Raw genomic sequence first — 17,460 nt, 5'->3', positions numbered from 1 at the left:
TTAGTTACGGTGTCATTTGTTTAAATACATCAAGAGATGGCAGTGCTTTTCCGTTGAAATCGAACATCGCTTGATTTTCCCACGCATTTCCGACAGTCCCGGTTGTTTGAATGTAAGCCAGCCCGTATTGACTAGACCACGGAGCACCTTTCGCTGGAATCCAAAGCGGCTCCCAATAAAAGAACCCCTTCCCGCGGTTGTTGTTTACTTGTGAAATTTTTTCGGATAGATCTCGTATAAAAGATGCCTGGCCTTGAGGTGAGGCTGGATAGCCGGCTGTATTGACAGAGTCTTGGTTAAATGAGTTATCTAGGTTGTCACCGTTTGCTGTCGTAAAGCCGTAAGCAGTTTCCACCACGATCACGTCTTTGTTATAGCGGGCACTAATATCATTCATATTGGACGTAAGACCGCTAAAGCCGCCGTCCCAATACGGGTAATAAGATAAACCGATCGTATCGAATGAGACACCTCGTTTTGTGATTTCATCAAACCACCAGCGGGATGCACCATTGTCTCCGCCATGCGCAAGGTGAAGCATGATTTTGATGTTTGAATCGACAGAGCGGACGGCATTTGTGCCAGCTTTTAGCAGAGCAGCGAGCCGGTCAAATTCACCACCGCCTTCACCCCAGCTTTTTCCGTTTGGCCACAGCATACCTGAGTTCAACTCATTCCCAACCTGAACCATATTCGGCAAGGCATTTTGCGCTCTCATCGCTTTGAGCACATCGCCTGTGTAAGTGCCGACCGCTTTTTCTAAATCGTTTTGTGAGAGGGATGCCCACGCTTTCGGTTTGAATTGTTTACCGGGGTCAGTCCAGAAATCACTGTAGTGAAAATCAAGCAGCACTTTCATGTTTTGTGCTTTTGCACGTTTCGATAAAGCGATGGCTGTATTGAGATCATTTGTGCCGCCGTTATAGGCTCGGCCTTGATTGTCATATGGATGGTTCCACAGTCTGATACGCACATAGTTGACGCCTTTATCCTTTAATAGCTTGAGCGGATCAACCTGCTGTCCGTTCTGGTTGTAGTATTTGCCGCCGCTTTTCTCTACTTCTGCAAGCATAGAGATATCGGCTCCCTTGATGAAATCACCTTGCAGGCCATTGATCGGTTTCACAGAAATCGTATCGGCTCTTGCTTCAGGCAGAATACCTAATCCCATCAGAAAGAAAACGACAACAGTGACAAGCAACCATTTCTTCATCAAATCTCCCCTTATCCTTTTGTGCCGCCTTGTGTAAGGCCGGATACAAATTGTTTTTGTAAAACAAGAAACAATAAAGCAACTGGAATCGCAATGAGTAAAGCCCCGGCTGCAAAGGTCGTGTAGCTGGCACCCATTTTATCTGACACAAGATTGTACAGACCGATTGGGAGCGTATACATTTCGGGTGAGCGGACAATGACACTGGAGATGATGAAATCACCCAGTGGTCCTGTAAATGAGTTGATGGCAACAACGGCTAAAATCGGCTTGGCAAGCGGCATAATAATTTGGATGAAAATCCGGAAATGCCCTGCGCCATCCATTCTGGCTGATTCATCGAGATCCTTTGGAATCGCATCAAGATAGCCTTTCATTAAATACGTATTCATCGGAATTTGTCCACCTGCATAAATCAAAATCAGGGCAAGGTGGCTGTTAATGAGTCCAAGCATTTGAGCGAGAACAAAAATCGCAATCAGCGCTGAAAATTGAGGAATCATTTGCAGCAGCAAAAAGAGCATCAGCCCATTTTTTCGTCCTTTGAAGCGGAATCTGGAAAAGGCATAGCCTGTAAAACTGACAAGAACCAGCGTTAAAACCATTGTGGCAATGCTGATCTTCATTGAGTTCCAATACCATTTTGCATAAAGTGCCCCCTGACCGAAGAAGAGTTCTGTGAAGTGGCTGAACGTTGGATTCTTCGGAAACATGCTTGTACTCATGAGGCTGTTCCCAGGGTTAAAGGAAGCACCGATCGTCCAAAGCAGTGGATATAGAATACAAATGGAGGCTATGAAAAGGATAAAATATGTGATGCTCAGGCGAATGAGCTTGTTTTGTTTTGACCCCATATCACATCATGTCCTCCTCTTTGAATGAATTCGTTCTCTTAAACTGCCAGAGTGCAATGGCGATGACAAAGATTGAAAGTAAGATCGTGACAGCGGCAGCGAGTGCATATTGAGAAGACTGCATCGTGAGTTTGTAAATCCAAGAAACCAAGATGTCCGTCCCCCCAGCAGTTGAGCCAGCCACAGGCGGTCCTCCGCCATTAAATAAGTAGATGATATTAAAGTTGTTAAAGTTAAACGTATATTGCGTGATTAATATAGGCGCAATGGAATAAAGGACAAGCGGTAACGTGATGGACCGGAATTTCTGAAAGAAGTTTGCCCCATCAATGGTCGCAGCTTCGTATAGATCCTCTGGAATCGCCTGCAGAACACCGGTTGTCATAATGAAAACAAAAGGAAATCCAAGCCAAGTCTGCATCGCAATGAGGGCAATTTTGCTCCAAAATGGATCTGTCAGCCATGGTTTTGGATCAATTCCAATCGATGCAAAAAGTGTGTTGTTAATGGCTCCAAATGTATCGTTGAACAGTCCGGCAAACACCAAAATGGTCACAAAACCCGGAACAGCCCAAGGGAGAATCAAAATGGTTCTAAAAAACCGTTTTCCTTTTAAATCCTTCTGATTGAGCAGAACCGCTAGAAAGATGCCGACAGCACATTGAAGGGTCGAAGCAGCGAGCGTCCATACGACGGTCCAGCCAAGTACATCAATGAAGGTGTCTCTCCAAATATCAATTGAAAAGATATTTTGAAAGTTCTTGATCCCTACCCAATCGATCAGATTGGCAGGAGGCGAGTGGTATAAATCGTAGTTCGTAAAGGCAAGCGCAAAGCTGAACATAATAGGAAAGACAACAGAAAAAAGAAGTAAAAAGAAAGCAGGAGTGCTCATTAAGTAAGGAAAGCCTTGGTCGATCAGCTGATGATATTGAGCTCGGATGGAATGGAGCGGAACCCCTTGATCACGTTTCTTTCCGTTCATAAAAGCATCACGCATCATGAGTACGTAAAAGCCGATACCAAAACCAGCTGTTAACAGCGCAATAATCCCTTTTGCCAAAAGAAAAACAGAGTTGTCACGAGGCAGCATCGTACCAAGTGTGAACAGCCCCCAGAAGCCAATATTGAATAAATCATAAAATACGATGAAAAAAGAAACACCGAACAGGAAAAAAAGTGCCCCTTTGCCGTACTGCTTGTTGTAAATCTGCCCCATCCCGGGTATAAGAGAGAACATTAGCGCCCGTCTCCGGTGTGTCTTTGATTCCACTATGTGTGTGCGGTCTAGTTCAAGGTTACCCGTCACGTCTAACACCTACTTCATATGAAATTAGCTCAAATACGGGCAGCTTGATAGACTTAAAGGCTACCCGTGTTTGATGATTATTTAGAATGGTTTGCTTTAATTTGAGAGTCGATTTGATTGACGGCATCATCAAATGCCTTTTTCACATCTGTCCGGCCGGTTGCAATGAGACCTAATGCGCTGTCAATCGGCTTCCACACCTCTGCCATTTCAGGGGTATTCGGTGTCAGCGTGGCATATTTCGTTTGTTTTGAAACAGCATCCGCATTGGCGTTTCCAGTAATAATTGGATCTTTCATCAGCTTTTTCACTGGTGGAATTTCCTCTGTCACTTCGAATCGCTTCTTCGAATTTTTTTCATTCGTGATAAACTCAACAAATTTCTCAGCAAGTTCTTTATTTTTAGAATAAGAGGAGACGTTGTAGCTCTTTACACCTAAGAAGGAGCTCATATGCTTTCCGTTAGGGAGTGTTGGCAGCTCTGTTACGCCATAGTCAATTCCTGCTTCTTTATATGGACCAAATGACCATGGACCAGAAATGACAGCTGCGGCCTTTTTCTCTGTGAATAAGGAGTTGAGGACATTGATTCCTTGTTCACCAATGATGCCTTTCGGGAAAAGTCCTTCGCTAAAGAATTTTTGAATGTATGCTCCGCCTTCGATGGCGCCATCGTTATTAAGACCAATATCATTGACATCATAGGAGCCATCGCTTTTCTGCTTGAAAATATAGCCCCCTGACCCGCCTAACACACTTTGTGCATAGTAAATTTCATCCCATTTCGCTACAAAACCGTATTTCCCGTCTTTTGTCAGCTTTTTCGAAAGGTCATACCAGCCATCAAGTGTAGTTGGTGCCTTTTTGACAAGGTCTTTGTTATAGAAAAGCACTGTCGTTTCGACGGATTTCGGAAGGCCATACAGCTTGCCGTCTACCGTTTGTGATTGAATGGATTCGTCTGTAAAGGAATTGATCACTTTTTGATCAGGCTTGATTTCCTGTAACAGCCCCTCAGTGACGGCTGATCCAATTTGATCGTGAGGCATCGTGATAACGTCTGGGCCTGTCCCGGCTGCTCCATCAAGGCGGAGAGCTTCGATTTGGTCGGCATACGCTTTTTCGACCACTTTGATTTTCACATCGTTTTGTTTTTCAAATTCTTTCACAGCGTCTTGAATCCCATCAGACTTTTTGACATCCTCCCATACTAGCAAGGTCTTTGTACCTGTAGATGCTGGCTGTGTCCCGCTTGAATTGTCATCTCCTGGCCCGCATGCTGAAAGCAGAAGCACAGCAGTACCAACGACTGCTGATAATGTCGCCCATTTTCCCTTTTTCATTGGTAATCCCCTCTCGTTCTTTTTTCACAGATGGTAAGAAAACGCTTTCTTAATGTGAGAATATCAACTTAAGTAAAAAAAGTAAACATATTTTATTAAATTTATTAAGTAAAATTTTTTACTCGTATAGAGAGAAAAGAAGCCCTCCACTTTGGCAGGACTTCCAGTTTGTTTATATGGTGCTTTTCCGAAAGACAGGCTCTGAGGCAATCAGAACAGTCTTAGGCAATGTTCTGCCATCCACAAGTCTTTCTAAAAGTAAATCGATCGCTGTCTCACAAAGTAATGACGTATGGATGTGATACGTGGTGAGCGGCGGCGACACATATTGAGACACATGAATATCGTTGATACTAAAGACGCTAACGCGATTCGGCAGAGAAAATCCGCGCTCATTTAATGCTTGTAAGCAGCCGATGGCAAGAGGGTCACTAGCGACACAAAAAGCGGTGGGCAGATCATCACCAAGCTCGTCGATCGCCTTCATCATCAGCGAATAGCCTTCATCTACTGAGAAATGGTGGCCGATATAGACCAATCGCTCATCAAGCATATGGCGGGCCAGCATGTATTCACGGAAAGTCGTTTCACGAATATCTGGAATGTGCACGTTCGTATTGAGATCAAGGTCTGTACCGCCAATGAATCCAATGGATTGGTGCTCTTTTTCGATAAAGGAATCGATGATCTTTTCAACAATTCGTTTCAGGTTCGGCTTTACAGAATCAAAACGGTCTTCATCTGGCGTTGTATCAATAAAGACAATATGCGGAGTGATCGCATATAATTGGTCAAGCTCTGACGTTTTAAAGCGGCCGATGGCGATGATTCCTTCTGTAGCAGAATCAATGGAATGAAGCCCATCAGACGGATTGTAAGCGGTGACATTTAAGCTCCGAGTATTGGTGAGTTCCTCAATGCCGAGTCGAATGGATTTAAAATAAATATCTTCAAGCTCTTCCTTTTCGGTCATCCAATAGAGAAAGGCGATTTTTTTTAATGAATGTTTGAATGTCTTCTTTTGGTAGGACAAAGCTTCTGCGGCGGCATATACTTTTTCGCGTGTTTGATCGGTGACGGATAGGTTGGGATCTTGGTTCAGTACGCGAGACACCGTTGCAATGGATAAGCCTGCTTTTTCTGCAATGTCCTTTATTTTAGCTGCCAAATCAGCACCTCCTATAGAAAATATCTCCTCTTAGTATAGAGTCTTTAAAAAAATTAGTAAATATTTTTATTAAATTGTTTTCGTTTAGGCGGTTCTTTACGTGCTGGAGAGGAATTAGTAAGATATATATAGGTAAGGTGTTGGATTAAGATTTCTGATAGGAGAGGGACCGATGTATTACGATGCACTGAAGACATTTGTGACAGTGGTGGAGGAGAAGAACTTTACAAAAGCAGCCCAAAAGCTGCGAATTTCTCAGCCGAGTGTCAGTCTTCATATTAAGAACTTGGAGCAGGAATTCCAGACCGTTCTGCTGAATCGTTCACCAAAGCAATTAACCGTTACACCAACTGGGGATATGCTGTACCATCGATCAAAACAAATCATTCGTCTCTATGAACAGGCGAAGCAGGACATTTATGAGCATCATCATTTGGCAAGAGGAAAGCTGACCATCGGGGCGAGCTTCACAATTGGTGAGTATGTGCTGCCGCAAATATTGGCAGAGTTTCATCAGCTCTATCCGCATGTTGATATTGAGGTGGTCATTGATAATACAGAGGCGATCGCCAGACATGTCCGTTTATTCCATGTCGACATCGGTTTGATCGAGGGACAGACCAATGACAAGGAGCTTTCTGTAGAAACTTTTCTAGAGGACGAACTTTATATTGTGGCGCCATTAGATCATCCTTTTGCCAAGAAAAAAGATGTCACCATTGATCAATTACAAAACGAAACATGGATTACGAGAGAAGAGGGATCAGGGACAGGAGAATATTTACAGCATGTCCTGAAATCAAATGGACTGAAAGCGCGAACCTTTGTGACCTTTAGCAGCAATCAAGCGATTAAAGAAGCTGTGATCCATGGAATGGGTCTTTCTGTTTTATCTAAATATGTCCTCCAGCGAGGCAGCATTGGCGGTGAATTGGCTGTTATTTCTGTGAGGGGAATGGATTTTAAACGGAAATTCTCCTATGTCGAGTCACCGATGACCGGGGGAAATAAAAATAAGGAATTGCTCGTTGAATTGTTAAAAGGGGAAAACACACGAGTGAAATAACATTTTAGATAGAGCTTTTGATATACAGTAATTTGTAAATAATTATAGTACATGGGAGATTAACTAATTGATACGTAATAGAGATTTTAAACTGGATAATGTAAAGGCGTTACTTATTACTTTGGTAGTAATAGGTCATATGGCAGATTTTTATGTGGATACTTCTGCAAACATGAAATTTATATATTTTTTCATTTATATGTTCCATATGCCATTATTTATATTTTTATCAGGTTATTTCATTAAATCTACTGTTAATAGTGATAGATTTAAAGTTGAAAAAGTAATATCTTATTTTATGCTTTATCTATTATTTGAAGTCATGCTGTATCTACTTTTTAAATATGGATTTTCAGTTGAAGAAATAAAATTTAATACATTCAATGAGAGTAATGTTCCATGGTATTTACTTGCTATGTCAATTTGGATTATTTTAATCTATGTGTTAAAACAAATTAAACCTGTATTTTTAGTATTAATATCAGTGTTATCAGGAATTTTTATTGGATATGACTCTTTTGTGGGTGATTATTTAGCTTTATCTAGAGTCATAGTGTTTTTCCCGTTTTTTATACTAGGTTATTACATGGACCAAAATAAATTTGTAACTTTTTTTTCTTCCCAAAAGCTGAAGATTGTTTCTCTGATGGTTTTCATAATATCTTTTTTAGTTGTGTATTTTAACATTGAAAATATATATCAATATAGAGGTTTCTTAACAGGACGCAACTCATATGAAGTATTAAAACAACCTATATACGGTGGGATTTACCGTATGCTATTTTACCTTCTAGCTGTGCTGCTATCAACAGCTTGTTTGTTAATCGTTCCTAAATCTAAAACAATATTTACTGTAATTGGGCAGCGAACCTTACAAATATATATTCTACATTTGCCTTTCATTTATATATTAAATCACTTCCATTTCACCATGTGGTTAGAGTCCATCTCTCAACAACATTGGCTAAAGTTATATATTCTTTTTGCAATACCGATTGTAATATTCTTATCATTTAAACCTATTGGTTGGCCATTTCATATTATAATGCGATTAAAATTTAAAAGCTTGTTAAAAACATATAATAAAAATCCGGACTAGCATAATAGCCCGGATTTTTAAATAATGGAGTTTGTTTTTATAACCCATTAATCTTAAGCAAATCGACTGGAAGGAAGATCTCACCTGTATCTGTATATTTCATGGTGACCTGATCGCCCTCTTTTAAATAAATGACGAGAGGTTCCTTTTCAGATGACATAGTGTAGCTTTTTCCATCGTCTAGCAGGAAGGTGACGGTTGTATAATCACCGGTCTTTTCTTTGTAGACTCGTTTGACCTTCCCTGCCGCTTCTTTCTTTTCCTGCTTAGAGGAACTGTTAACGGTACCGCCGCCTTTTTGAAGAGCTGTCTTATAGGCTCTCAGTGCTTCGTTTGGTGTAGAAGCATACGCGGCGATTTCAGGATTGGCTGCAGAAACGATAAAGTAGTTTTGCAGGAATCCATTTGAATCGAGAACCGGTGTGAGCCAGCTGGCTTCTCCATAGAAATTATAGAGAATCGGCATGCGCCCTTTCCATTTCTTCTCGATGAATCGTTTCTCAATAATTTGCAGAGCGCCCTGAGAATCCATGTAGGATTCTTCAAGATTTCCGGTATAATAAGTCGCTTTTCCTGTTCGGGCATTGGTCAGGGCATATCCGAGCATGGAATCAACGCCCTCTTTCGGACTTGTGAAATCTGTGAAGTAATACATATCTCCTTTTGAATCAAATACCGGGCTCACATTGGCTTCCGTTCCTTCATCTGAAGGCAGCTTGACATCTGACTTTCCAAACATACTATTCCAGAACCCGTGAATATAGTTTCCGAAATAGCTGTTTTGCAGACTGACTGCCTCTGGTGAAACAGCACCGTCGATAAAGGCAGGTACTTGATCTAGAGCATATTTCTTCGTTGCACCCGTTTTGGCATCAACAACGACGACACCGGAAGCTTTAAAGCCGTTTCGGGCAGAGATGAAATCGCCATACGTTTGAATGTAATAAGGCTTGCCGTCATCATTGATTTCCAGCTGTGTGCCGCCGTAGAAAATCAAATCTGGGTACTGGAGACGGATATGCCGCTCAATTTCTTTGTTGAAATAGGAGGAAGGCGTATAGACCATCTCCGTCTTCACGAACTTTGGATTAGCAGAGGAGTCGGTCGCACTTAATGTAAAGTAACCCGGCGTGCTGCCTGCACGAATCCATTTAAAGAAGTCCGAGAACTCCACTGGAGCGATGTATACATACTCACCGTTGACCTTCTGAATTTGCAAGCTGCCAAGCTCATAGTAGCTTGTGTTTGGCACCTGTCCGAACGATTTCTTCATTTTGTTCCGGGCAAATTGAGGCGGCACACTCGCAGGTGTTTCTTTTTCATCAAATGCTTTGATTTCTACTTTTTGCTCCATTTTGGAGACATCGAATTTCTCATTCGCATTGAATAGAAAAGCTGTCGCCATGTAAACACCGAGCAGCAATAGAATAAGAAACAGCACGCCTTTGATTTTACGCTCCAATCCAACCGACAAAAAGGCGCCTGCTGCTGTCACAACAAGTCCAATCAGCCATAGAGATGAAGGGTTCCGGTCTAAATTGGTGATGTAATAGAAAACAAAAATACCGATCATGAACAGCAAAGCAAGGCCAGCAATCCACATGAGCGGCACCTGCTGCTTTGTCCCTTTCTTTCTAACGATCAACCTGAGCGGTGTGAGCAAAAGGGTCAAGACAAGACCAATCACAACCGAAAATAACAAAATATATCCCACAAACAGATCTCCTTTCAAATCAATCACTCTTTTAGTATATACGAGTGAGGTAGGGAAAAGATTCATCGGATGGAAGGTTCATCTAAATACCAATCGAGTTGATAGCAGATTGAACATCTTCTTTTAGTTCGTAAAATTTGAGTCTTTGTTCAATTTTTTCTATTAAGGCGTCTATGGCTTCACCTGACATGTGCGTATGGATGCGCTGTTGCTGTTTATACACTTTGACCAGAAGGTCGTCAATTAGATCTAAAATTTTTTCGGCTTCTTGGCGATCTTCTGCAAATTCATTTTGAAGCTGATGCCGGATAGCTCTGATAAGTGCTGTTTTCTGTTCTTCTTTGATCTTTGCTTTCAAAGCTGCCAGCTCTGCTGGTGTCATGTCTTCCGTGTCAAAGTTTGCTTTTGAGAAGATGGAGCTTGCTGTATGCGTATCTGTCATTCTTTGCAAAAAACGATCTGCATCTGTTGGTTGTTTCTTTGAAAATTCCATTTGTCGTTCTCCTTAAGAAATACCCATGTTCTTTGCCAGGATCGTATCTGCATCGTGGTATTGTTTTCCTAGCTCGCTCATATCATCTGATATTGAGTCCAGCCATCTTTTTAAATTCATAGCGTTATCAATCGCTGTATCATACTTTTTGACCGAATAGAACTCATTCTCAAGACCCTCTGTTTTTAAGTGGCGAATCACAGCATCCACATCTGAAGCCGTCAGCTGATCATATGAACCAAAGCCAACAATTTGTTTATACCTTGAGCGTACCCGTTCCACAGATTGATCCACTTTGTCATCGAGTTTCTCGATTTTGCGAATGATTTGCTGCATATGGTGATCGGCATATGTCGAGAATTTACGCCCTGTGTTCATGAGAACGTGGGACTTAATTAAAATCGCCACCACACTATGCGGATCAACATTTGATTGGCTCAACTGCTGTAACATGGCCGTGGTAAGTGAAGGGTTTTTTCTCAACATATCATCAATGGTTTGAACGGAGCCGTCTGCCGAAAAGGTATAGCGATCTAAGCCATGGCTGCCAGCGATTGCTTCAAGGAATAAATTCGCATCCAGTGAAGGATTCACACTCATTGCCCGATTGAGGAGGTCTTTCATGAATTGGACGGCTTTTGAGGAGTCCTCGGAGTAATCGACGCCTTCGGGGAGAGCAGCATCATACATCACTTTCACTCGACCGATTTCTGTCGTATGCCGATTTAAAAGAGAAAGCCCGTCATTGAGATTGATATATTCTGTTAATCTGCTGCGGTAATCGCCTTTTAATGCTTTAGCTTGTAGACCATCCGATAGATTTGGATAAATATTTGGATTCTCAAATGTGACCCCGCCTTGAATAAAGTCGTTTTTGACAAGAACATAGGAAGCATTTGACCCGCCGAGTGAATGACCTGTCACATACATTTTGGCATTCGGCATTTTCTGATGTATTTCTTTCGCATATCGATCCGCTTGAACCATTTGATTCTCTGCACCATGCTCAAAAGGGATATTTTTAATCAAATACTTTGTATCTGAAACCATCCAATCTTGAACAATTTCATTTGTATAGGTGGTTGTGCCTGTAGTCAACTTAGTCGTCACTTCCTGTGAACCCTTCGATCGACTAAAAGGAGGCAGCTTCGTCAAAATGGTAGAAAGAAGATCATCTGACTCTTTTTTTCCATGTTTTTTAATGGTATCTTTATATTGGCCTGCACCAATCGGTTCAGAACCACGGTATGCGATGACGGCGTTTTTGATTTTGGTAAGGTCTTTGCCTCCATTAGAACGATCAAAATCTTCTTCGGAAACGATAGTTAGTGCATTAAGTCCTTTTTTTGTTTCTTTATAATCAACGACATACATGGTCTTATTTTTACTAATTTCTATCTCACTAGAAATTCTATAGTAATCTATTTTATAAGATGCGTTTGAAATAAGATTATAGTCTTTGGCGGAAAGTTCTTTTTGAGATACACTTTTAGACAAAATTGTCACTCCTGTAATATTTATCTTATTTATTATAATATATAGTATGAATGATATCTATAAAAAGAGGATTTAAATCCTTAAGATTGATAAAGGTGGATTTATCGAATGAAAAATACAATAAAAGTTATACTTATATTGTTTACTATCGTTATTATTTTAATAATCTCTTTTATTCTCCAACAAGATAAGAAAGAAAAACCGAATAATTCAGGGGGGGAAACTGTTGTGAAAGAGAAAAGCGATCAAGAAAAAGCAGAAGAATTCGCAGAGAAAATGAAACCAAAAATAGAAGAAAGATTACATAAAAAAGATATCCATCATTTTATAGAGAAAATAACATTCAAAAAAAAGGTAGTCATAAGTCCAATGGGATATGTAACAGTTGATGGTTATATAAATGATGATGCTGAAAAATTTTATTTCTCAGCATCATTAATACATAAATCTAACGAAATTGGTTCAATGAGCTATTCTCCAGAGTTGTCTTATCGGTTTAAAGACTGGGATAAATATAAAGATGAGCCTGAGATAAAAGAAAACTACCTTAATAGACTCTCTGAAAAAGAACGCAAGCAATATCTCAAAGACATTGGAGAAAAAGAGTAATAACAAACAAGTAATTTCCGATTACCCCCAAATAGTTTACAAAGTTATATGCTATCATTCACCTAACAACACTTTCAATCAAGGGAGAGATTTCACCCATGGCAAATACAAAGAAATTGATCTTAGATGTAGATACTGGAATCGATGATGCGATTGGGATTTTGCTGGCAGTGAAAAGTAAGCAGTTTGATATTTTGGGGATTACAACTGTATGCGGGAATGTGTCTGTTGATGCGGCTGCATTGAATACGTGTAAAGTGCTTGAGCTGGTTGAAGCAGATAACATTCCTGTCATCAAAGGTTCAGCAACCCCTCTTTTAAGAGTGCCTCATTATGAACATCGGGTACACGGAGAGGATGGAATTGGCGGGGCTTTAAAGGATGCCCGGCCAAAGAAAACAGCAGATGCTGGTTTTGCGCCTGATTTTATCATTGAACAAGTGCTGCAGTATTCGAAGCAGGTCACGCTTGTGTTGACAGGGCCTTTAACGAATTTAGCCCTTGCGGTAAAAAAATGCCCTGAGCTGATTCATCATGTGAAAGAGGTCATTTTTATGGGTGGTGTCGTGAAGGGGCAGGGTAACGTCACACCAGTTGCGGAATTCAATACATATGCAGACCCAGAAGCAGCGAAATTGGTGCTGGATGCTGGATTCCCTTTATTGACTCAAGTGGGGTTAGATGTCACGAGACAGGTCTTGTTAACGGATGAGAGAATCGATGCCATTCAAAATGAAACGATGGCAGCTTATATCAGAGAGAGTACAAGCATTTACCGACAGCGCTATTTTGAGCGCAATGGTGTGTGGGCGTGTGCCATGCATGATCCGCTTGCTGTAAGTCTCGCCATTAACAAGCAGCTTGTAAGCACACAGGCTTTTCATGTAGAAGTGGAGACGAAGAGTGAGTTTTGTGACGGTCAAATGATCTGTGATTTTCAGCACCAATGGGAGAAAGAGCGCAATGTCCAAGTGTGTACAGATGTAGATGCTGAAGCTTTTTTTGATTTATTGATCAAAACGATGAATTCATAAATAAAGAAGCCTGTGCAAACAGGCTTCTTTTTTATAAGATGGGAACATGAGGAAATGTATGCGCTCACACGAATAAGAGAGGAGTGAAGTCAATTGGCTTCTGTCAGTTTAAGTAGTATTGAAAAAATACGAGCAGCAAGCAGAGGATTGCCGCCAAAGCTGAAAGGAATTGCAGAACATATTACGAGTGAACCCGGCGACATTATTCATTTGTCTATTGTCGAGCTTGCCAAAAAGACAGCGAGCTCAGAGGCAACGATTTTTCGTCTTTGTAAAAGGCTTGGATTTGAGGGCTTTCAAGATTTGAAGATTGCAATTGCCCAGGAAATAGATCAAACAAAGCCTGATTATGTAGATGAAGAAATGAGTCTTGATGATGATACGGCCGTTTTTATGCAAAAGGTTTTTCAGGCGAATATATCTGCATTAAAGGATAGCTTTCAATTACTGAATCCAGAGGATGTAGAAAAAGCCATTCAAATCATTCATGAAGCAAAGCGCTTAGAGTTTTATGGGAGTGGCGGGTCCGGACTTATTGCAACAGACGCTTTTCATAAATTTATGAGGACAGGCATCAACTGTATTGTTCACACCGATTCTCATTTTCAAGCGATGTCTGCCGGTCTTCTCGACCAGCACAGTACAGTGATCGGTATATCTCATTCCGGCCGTAATAAAGATTTACTCGATGCGATGAAAACAGCAAAGGAAAAAGGAGCGAAAACCATCGGTATTACAAGCTATCAGCGCTCTCCATTGAGCCAGCTTGCTGATGTCACGCTGTATACTTCGACGCAAGAAACGGCTTTTCGAACAGAAGCGATGTCTGCAAGACTTGCTCAGCTCACTGTCATTGACGTACTATACTTTGCACTTGCTCACTTAAGACAGCAGGAGACTTTAACCAATTTAAAACAAATGAGAGAAACCATTTCACAAAAAAGGGTGTAATGGTTTCAAAAATAAATTTTTCTATTAGTGAAAAATCCCGTTGTGGTAACGATTTTGAGCTTTTAAGTGAAAATAATTTTCTGTTCAGTCGTTGAATGTCGAAAAAATTATTCCTATAATGGGATTTAACAGGTATATCAAAACAATAAAATATGATTTCAAATCAATGATTGGGCGTGATACAGATGAAGGGAAACCAGGCGGTAATTGGTTTGGATATTGGAACAACAAGTACAAAGGCGGTTCTGTTTGGACCACAGGGGAAAGTGATAGCAAAGCATTCGGTTCCTTATGATCTCATTCAGCCCCAGCCAGCATGGGTTGAACAGGACCCTGAACATATATTAGAAGCCGTCATTGCAAGTGTAAGAGGTGCGTTGACAAAAGCAGCATTTGATGCAAAACATCTCATAGGCGTCGGGATTAGTACAGCGATGCATTCCTTGATTGTGATGGATAAGGATGGCAAGGCGTTAACGAACAGTATCATTTGGGCAGATAACAGAAGTGCAGAACAAGCGAAGCGAATCACTTCAGACATGGACGGCTTCCAAGTGTATAAAAGAACCGGCACGCCGATCCATCCAATGTCACCGCTTTCAAAAATACGGTGGATCAAGGAAATGGCACCTGATGTCTTCAAGAAGGCAGCGAAATTCATTTCCATCAAAGAATATATTCTTTATCATTTCTTCGGTCAGTATGTCGTCGATTATTCAATCGCTTCAGCAACGGGCCTGTTCCGTTTGGAAACGCTTCAATGGGATGAGCAGGCGCTGCGAATTGCTGGAATTGAGGCTGATCAATTGTCTGAACTTGTTCCCACGACGTATCAGCTGAGAGGGCTTCAGCCAGAGATCGCCCTGCGAATGGGCATTGCGGAAGATACACCATTTGTTGTTGGTGCGAATGATGGGGTTCTAGCGAACTTAGGTGTGGGAGCGATTGGAAAAGGTGAGGTGGCTGTCACGATTGGGACAAGCGGTGCAGTCCGTACGGTCGTGGACAAACCAATAACAGATGAACAATCAAGAACGTTCTGCTATGCGCTGACTGATAAGCATTGGGTGGTTGGAGGACCGACGAATAATGGCGGGATCATGCTGAGATGGCTGAAGGATGAATTTGGATCCTCGGAGGTAGAGGTAGCAAAGCGCCTTGGAGTGGACCCTTACGACCTGATGATTGACATTGCGAAAAAAGTTCCAGCCGGCTCAGAGGGGCTGCTGTTTCTGCCATTTTTAACAGGTGAGCGAGCACCTTATTGGAATCCAAATGCGAGAGGCACTTTCTTTGGGATTGGTCTTCAGCATAAGCGGGAGCATTTTATCAGAGCTGTGTTAGAAGGCGTCATTATGAGTGTTTTCTCAATCGGTGTGGCCTTAAGGGATTTAACCGGTTCAGCTAAGGATGTCAGGGCGTCGGGCGGATTTGCGCGATCTCCGCTGTGGCGGCAAATTTTAGCGGATACGATGGGCAGGGAAGTACTTGTTCCAGAAAGCTACGAGGCATCAGCACTTGGGGCGGCTGTCCTCGCACTTCATAGTTTAGGTTATATGGAAGAGATAGAAGAGGTTCAAGATTGGATTCGAATCTCTGCCCGTCATGAACCCAATATGGAGAACAATGAAACATACATAGAACTGTTTTACTTATATGAGCGTCTCTATGACAAACTCAAGGATGAATTTGATGTCATTAGTGCGCTTCAATTAAAACAAAATCATTAAACATCAGGGAAAAGGTGGGAGAGCATGCTTTTATTCATCGTGATTGCCGCAATTGTCCTTTTACTCATCCTCATAACAGTTGCTAAGTTGAATCCGTTTGTGAGTTTAATTATTACCTCTATGTTAGTCGGCTTTGCCACAGGGATGGACCTGCAGGAAATCATTCAATCCATCAAAACGGGGTTAGGCAATACGTTATCATTGCTGGCCATAGTTCTAGCGCTTGGAACCATGCTCGGGAAAATGATGGCTGAATCAGGTGGAGCTGAGCGGATTGCTCACACATTAATCGGCCGGTTTGGGACGAAAAATGTGCATTGGGCGATGATGTTTGTTGCCTTTATTGTGGGAATACCTGTCTTTTTTCAGGTCGGATTCGTTCTTCTCATTCCTTTATTGTTTACGATTGCGATTGAAACGGGCATCTCGCTCGTGACAATTGGGATTTCGCTCATTGCTGGATTGTCTGTCGTTCATGGTCTTGTGCCGCCTCATCCAGCTGCCATGGCAGCTGTCGGCATCTATCATGCCAACGTGGGGAAAACCATTTTCTTTTCCATTATTGTCGGTTTGCCGACAGCTATTATTGCTGGGCCGCTGTATGGAAAGTGGATTGGAAAGCGGATTCATAAACCAGTTCCAGAGCTGCTGAGAAAGCAATTTACTGAACGCAATGAAGATCGAAAACTTCCCGGCTTTGCAAATACGATGTTTACGATTTTGGTGCCAGTGATTTTAATGCTTCTTGCCACACTGGCGGATATTATTTTACCAGAGGACAATATTTGGTATCAGGTATTTAAGTACATTGGAGATCCAATTACAGCACTGCTGATTGCAACGGTGTATTCTTTCTTCAGTCTTGGCTTTGTGCAAGGAATGAGCCGTGACCGGGTGCTTTCCTTTAGTAATGAGTGTTTAGGACCGATTGCTTCCATTTTGCTTGTCATTGGAGCAGGCGGGGCTTTCAATAATGTGCTCATCGATTCGGGTGTTGGTGAATATATTGCGGATTTAGCCAAGCATTCGCCAATCTCGCCAATTTTGCTTAGCTGGCTGATTGCTGCGGTTATTCGTGTGGCAACAGGTTCTGCTACGGTCTCCATGATGACGGCAGCAGGTATTGTCGCACCGATTGCTGCAACTATGCCGGATGTGAGCAGAGAGCTTCTAGTGTTAGCAACAGGGGCGGGTTCGTTGATTTTGTCTCACGTCAATGACTCTGGTTTTTGGCTGATCAAAGAGTATTTTGGTATGACCATTAAAGAAACGTTTTTGACATGGACGGCTATGGAGACGATCATTTCTGTTAGTGCTATTGCATTTATTATGATCATTAATATGTTTATATAGTGAAACGCAACAGCCTGATTCTTCGGA

General features: G+C 41.7%; 15 protein-coding genes. 7 read left to right on the top strand and 8 right to left on the bottom strand.

The genetic code is table 11. From position 1 onward, the window contains the following. Nucleotides 1–4: 4 nt before the first annotated feature. The 5 genes from NSQ25_RS18230 to NSQ25_RS18210 all read right to left on the bottom strand — a co-directional run bounded on the left by NSQ25_RS18230 (nt 5) and on the right by NSQ25_RS18210 (nt 5,887). On the bottom strand, nt 5–1,213 hold the full coding sequence (locus tag NSQ25_RS18230; protein ID WP_061110302.1) for a glycosyl hydrolase 53 family protein: 1,209 nt from the start codon (nt 1,211–1,213) through the stop codon (nt 5–7). An 11-nt stretch (nt 1,214–1,224) separates the two neighbouring features. Further along, nucleotides 1,225–2,067, bottom strand: a complete 843-nt coding sequence (locus NSQ25_RS18225; RefSeq protein ID WP_024423962.1) for a sugar ABC transporter permease — start codon at nt 2,065–2,067, stop codon at nt 1,225–1,227. Nucleotide 2,068: 1 nt separating this feature from the next. Further along, nucleotides 2,069–3,307 carry a sugar ABC transporter permease gene (locus NSQ25_RS18220; RefSeq protein ID WP_065214989.1) on the bottom strand — a complete coding sequence of 413 codons (1,239 nt, stop codon included), beginning with the start codon at nt 3,305–3,307 and terminating at the stop codon, nt 2,069–2,071. Nucleotides 3,308–3,453: 146 nt separating this feature from the next. Beyond that, on the bottom strand, nt 3,454–4,719 hold the full coding sequence (locus tag NSQ25_RS18215) for an extracellular solute-binding protein (protein WP_041118317.1): 1,266 nt from the start codon (nt 4,717–4,719) through the stop codon (nt 3,454–3,456). 172 nt (nt 4,720–4,891) lie between these two features. Then, the gene (locus NSQ25_RS18210; protein ID WP_044334886.1) at nt 4,892–5,887 is read right to left on the bottom strand and encodes a LacI family DNA-binding transcriptional regulator; all 996 of its coding nucleotides are present in this window, start codon (nt 5,885–5,887) and stop codon (nt 4,892–4,894) included. Nucleotides 5,888–6,059: 172 nt separating this feature from the next. Between NSQ25_RS18210 and NSQ25_RS18205 the strand changes: the two genes are divergently transcribed. Both NSQ25_RS18205 and NSQ25_RS18200 read left to right on the top strand, forming a co-directional pair. After that, a complete protein-coding gene (locus NSQ25_RS18205) occupies nt 6,060–6,953 on the top strand; it encodes a LysR family transcriptional regulator (protein WP_326135951.1) in 894 nt (297 codons plus the stop codon). Nucleotides 6,954–7,020: 67 nt separating this feature from the next. Continuing rightward, a complete protein-coding gene (locus NSQ25_RS18200) occupies nt 7,021–8,052 on the top strand; it encodes an acyltransferase family protein (RefSeq protein ID WP_326135950.1) in 1,032 nt (343 codons plus the stop codon). A gap of 37 nt (nt 8,053–8,089) precedes the next feature. Here the strand turns inward: NSQ25_RS18200 and NSQ25_RS18195 are convergent, their stop codons facing one another. From NSQ25_RS18195 to NSQ25_RS18185, 3 genes are all read right to left on the bottom strand, one after another. Continuing rightward, nucleotides 8,090–9,766, bottom strand: coding sequence for a hypothetical protein (locus NSQ25_RS18195; protein ID WP_326135949.1), 1,677 nt, complete (start codon nt 9,764–9,766; stop codon nt 8,090–8,092). An 82-nt stretch (nt 9,767–9,848) separates the two neighbouring features. After that, entirely contained in the window at nt 9,849–10,259 is a 411-nt protein-coding gene (locus tag NSQ25_RS18190) for a hypothetical protein (RefSeq protein ID WP_061110298.1), read from the bottom strand. A gap of 12 nt (nt 10,260–10,271) precedes the next feature. After that, nucleotides 10,272–11,756: a lipase gene (locus NSQ25_RS18185; protein ID WP_326135948.1), complete on the bottom strand. Its 1,485-nt coding sequence runs from the start codon at nt 11,754–11,756 to the stop codon at nt 10,272–10,274. A gap of 108 nt (nt 11,757–11,864) precedes the next feature. Here NSQ25_RS18185 and NSQ25_RS18180 point away from each other — a divergent pair, with 108 nt between their 5' ends. The 5 genes from NSQ25_RS18180 (at nt 11,865) to NSQ25_RS18160 (ending at nt 17,433) form a co-directional block, all read left to right on the top strand. Beyond that, nucleotides 11,865–12,365: a DUF1433 domain-containing protein gene (locus tag NSQ25_RS18180; RefSeq protein WP_065214985.1), complete on the top strand. Its 501-nt coding sequence runs from the start codon at nt 11,865–11,867 to the stop codon at nt 12,363–12,365. Nucleotides 12,366–12,463: 98 nt separating this feature from the next. After that, the gene (locus NSQ25_RS18175; protein ID WP_326135947.1) at nt 12,464–13,399 is read left to right on the top strand and encodes a nucleoside hydrolase; all 936 of its coding nucleotides are present in this window, start codon (nt 12,464–12,466) and stop codon (nt 13,397–13,399) included. 93 nt (nt 13,400–13,492) lie between these two features. Continuing rightward, nucleotides 13,493–14,350 (top strand): MurR/RpiR family transcriptional regulator, encoded by an 858-nt coding sequence (locus NSQ25_RS18170; protein WP_024423955.1) that lies wholly within the window; start codon nt 13,493–13,495, stop codon nt 14,348–14,350. A gap of 185 nt (nt 14,351–14,535) precedes the next feature. Then, nucleotides 14,536–16,080, top strand: a complete 1,545-nt coding sequence (gene gntK / locus NSQ25_RS18165; RefSeq protein WP_024423954.1) for a gluconokinase — start codon at nt 14,536–14,538, stop codon at nt 16,078–16,080. 24 nt (nt 16,081–16,104) lie between these two features. Further along, nucleotides 16,105–17,433 (top strand): GntP family permease, encoded by a 1,329-nt coding sequence (locus NSQ25_RS18160; RefSeq protein ID WP_034281397.1) that lies wholly within the window; start codon nt 16,105–16,107, stop codon nt 17,431–17,433. Nucleotides 17,434–17,460 lie beyond the last annotated feature (27 nt).

This window comes from Bacillus sp. FSL R5-0512 (genome assembly GCF_038593295.1).
Lineage (GTDB): Bacteria > Bacillota > Bacilli > Bacillales > Bacillaceae > Bacillus > Bacillus safensis.
This window is presented reverse-complemented; position numbering and strand designations above follow the sequence as displayed.

What these genes read in the sequence shown, in the direction of transcription:
- NSQ25_RS18175 (WP_326135947.1), top strand. Translation starts at nt 12,464, where the DNA reads ATGGCAAATACAAAGAAATTGATCTTAGATGTAGATACTGGAATCGAT.
- NSQ25_RS18180 (WP_065214985.1), top strand. Translation starts at nt 11,865, where the DNA reads ATGAAAAATACAATAAAAGTTATACTTATATTGTTTACTATCGTTATT.
- NSQ25_RS18215 (WP_041118317.1), bottom strand. Translation starts at nt 4,719, where the DNA reads ATGAAAAAGGGAAAATGGGCGACATTATCAGCAGTCGTTGGTACTGCT.
- NSQ25_RS18220 (WP_065214989.1), bottom strand. Translation starts at nt 3,307, where the DNA reads ATGTTCTCTCTTATACCCGGGATGGGGCAGATTTACAACAAGCAGTAC.
- NSQ25_RS18190 (WP_061110298.1), bottom strand. Translation starts at nt 10,259, where the DNA reads ATGGAATTTTCAAAGAAACAACCAACAGATGCAGATCGTTTTTTGCAA.
- gntK (WP_024423954.1), top strand. Translation starts at nt 14,536, where the DNA reads ATGAAGGGAAACCAGGCGGTAATTGGTTTGGATATTGGAACAACAAGT.
- NSQ25_RS18225 (WP_024423962.1), bottom strand. Translation starts at nt 2,067, where the DNA reads ATGGGGTCAAAACAAAACAAGCTCATTCGCCTGAGCATCACATATTTT.
- NSQ25_RS18205 (WP_326135951.1), top strand. Translation starts at nt 6,060, where the DNA reads ATGTATTACGATGCACTGAAGACATTTGTGACAGTGGTGGAGGAGAAG.
- NSQ25_RS18230 (WP_061110302.1), bottom strand. Translation starts at nt 1,213, where the DNA reads ATGAAGAAATGGTTGCTTGTCACTGTTGTCGTTTTCTTTCTGATGGGA.
- NSQ25_RS18160 (WP_034281397.1), top strand. Translation starts at nt 16,105, where the DNA reads ATGCTTTTATTCATCGTGATTGCCGCAATTGTCCTTTTACTCATCCTC.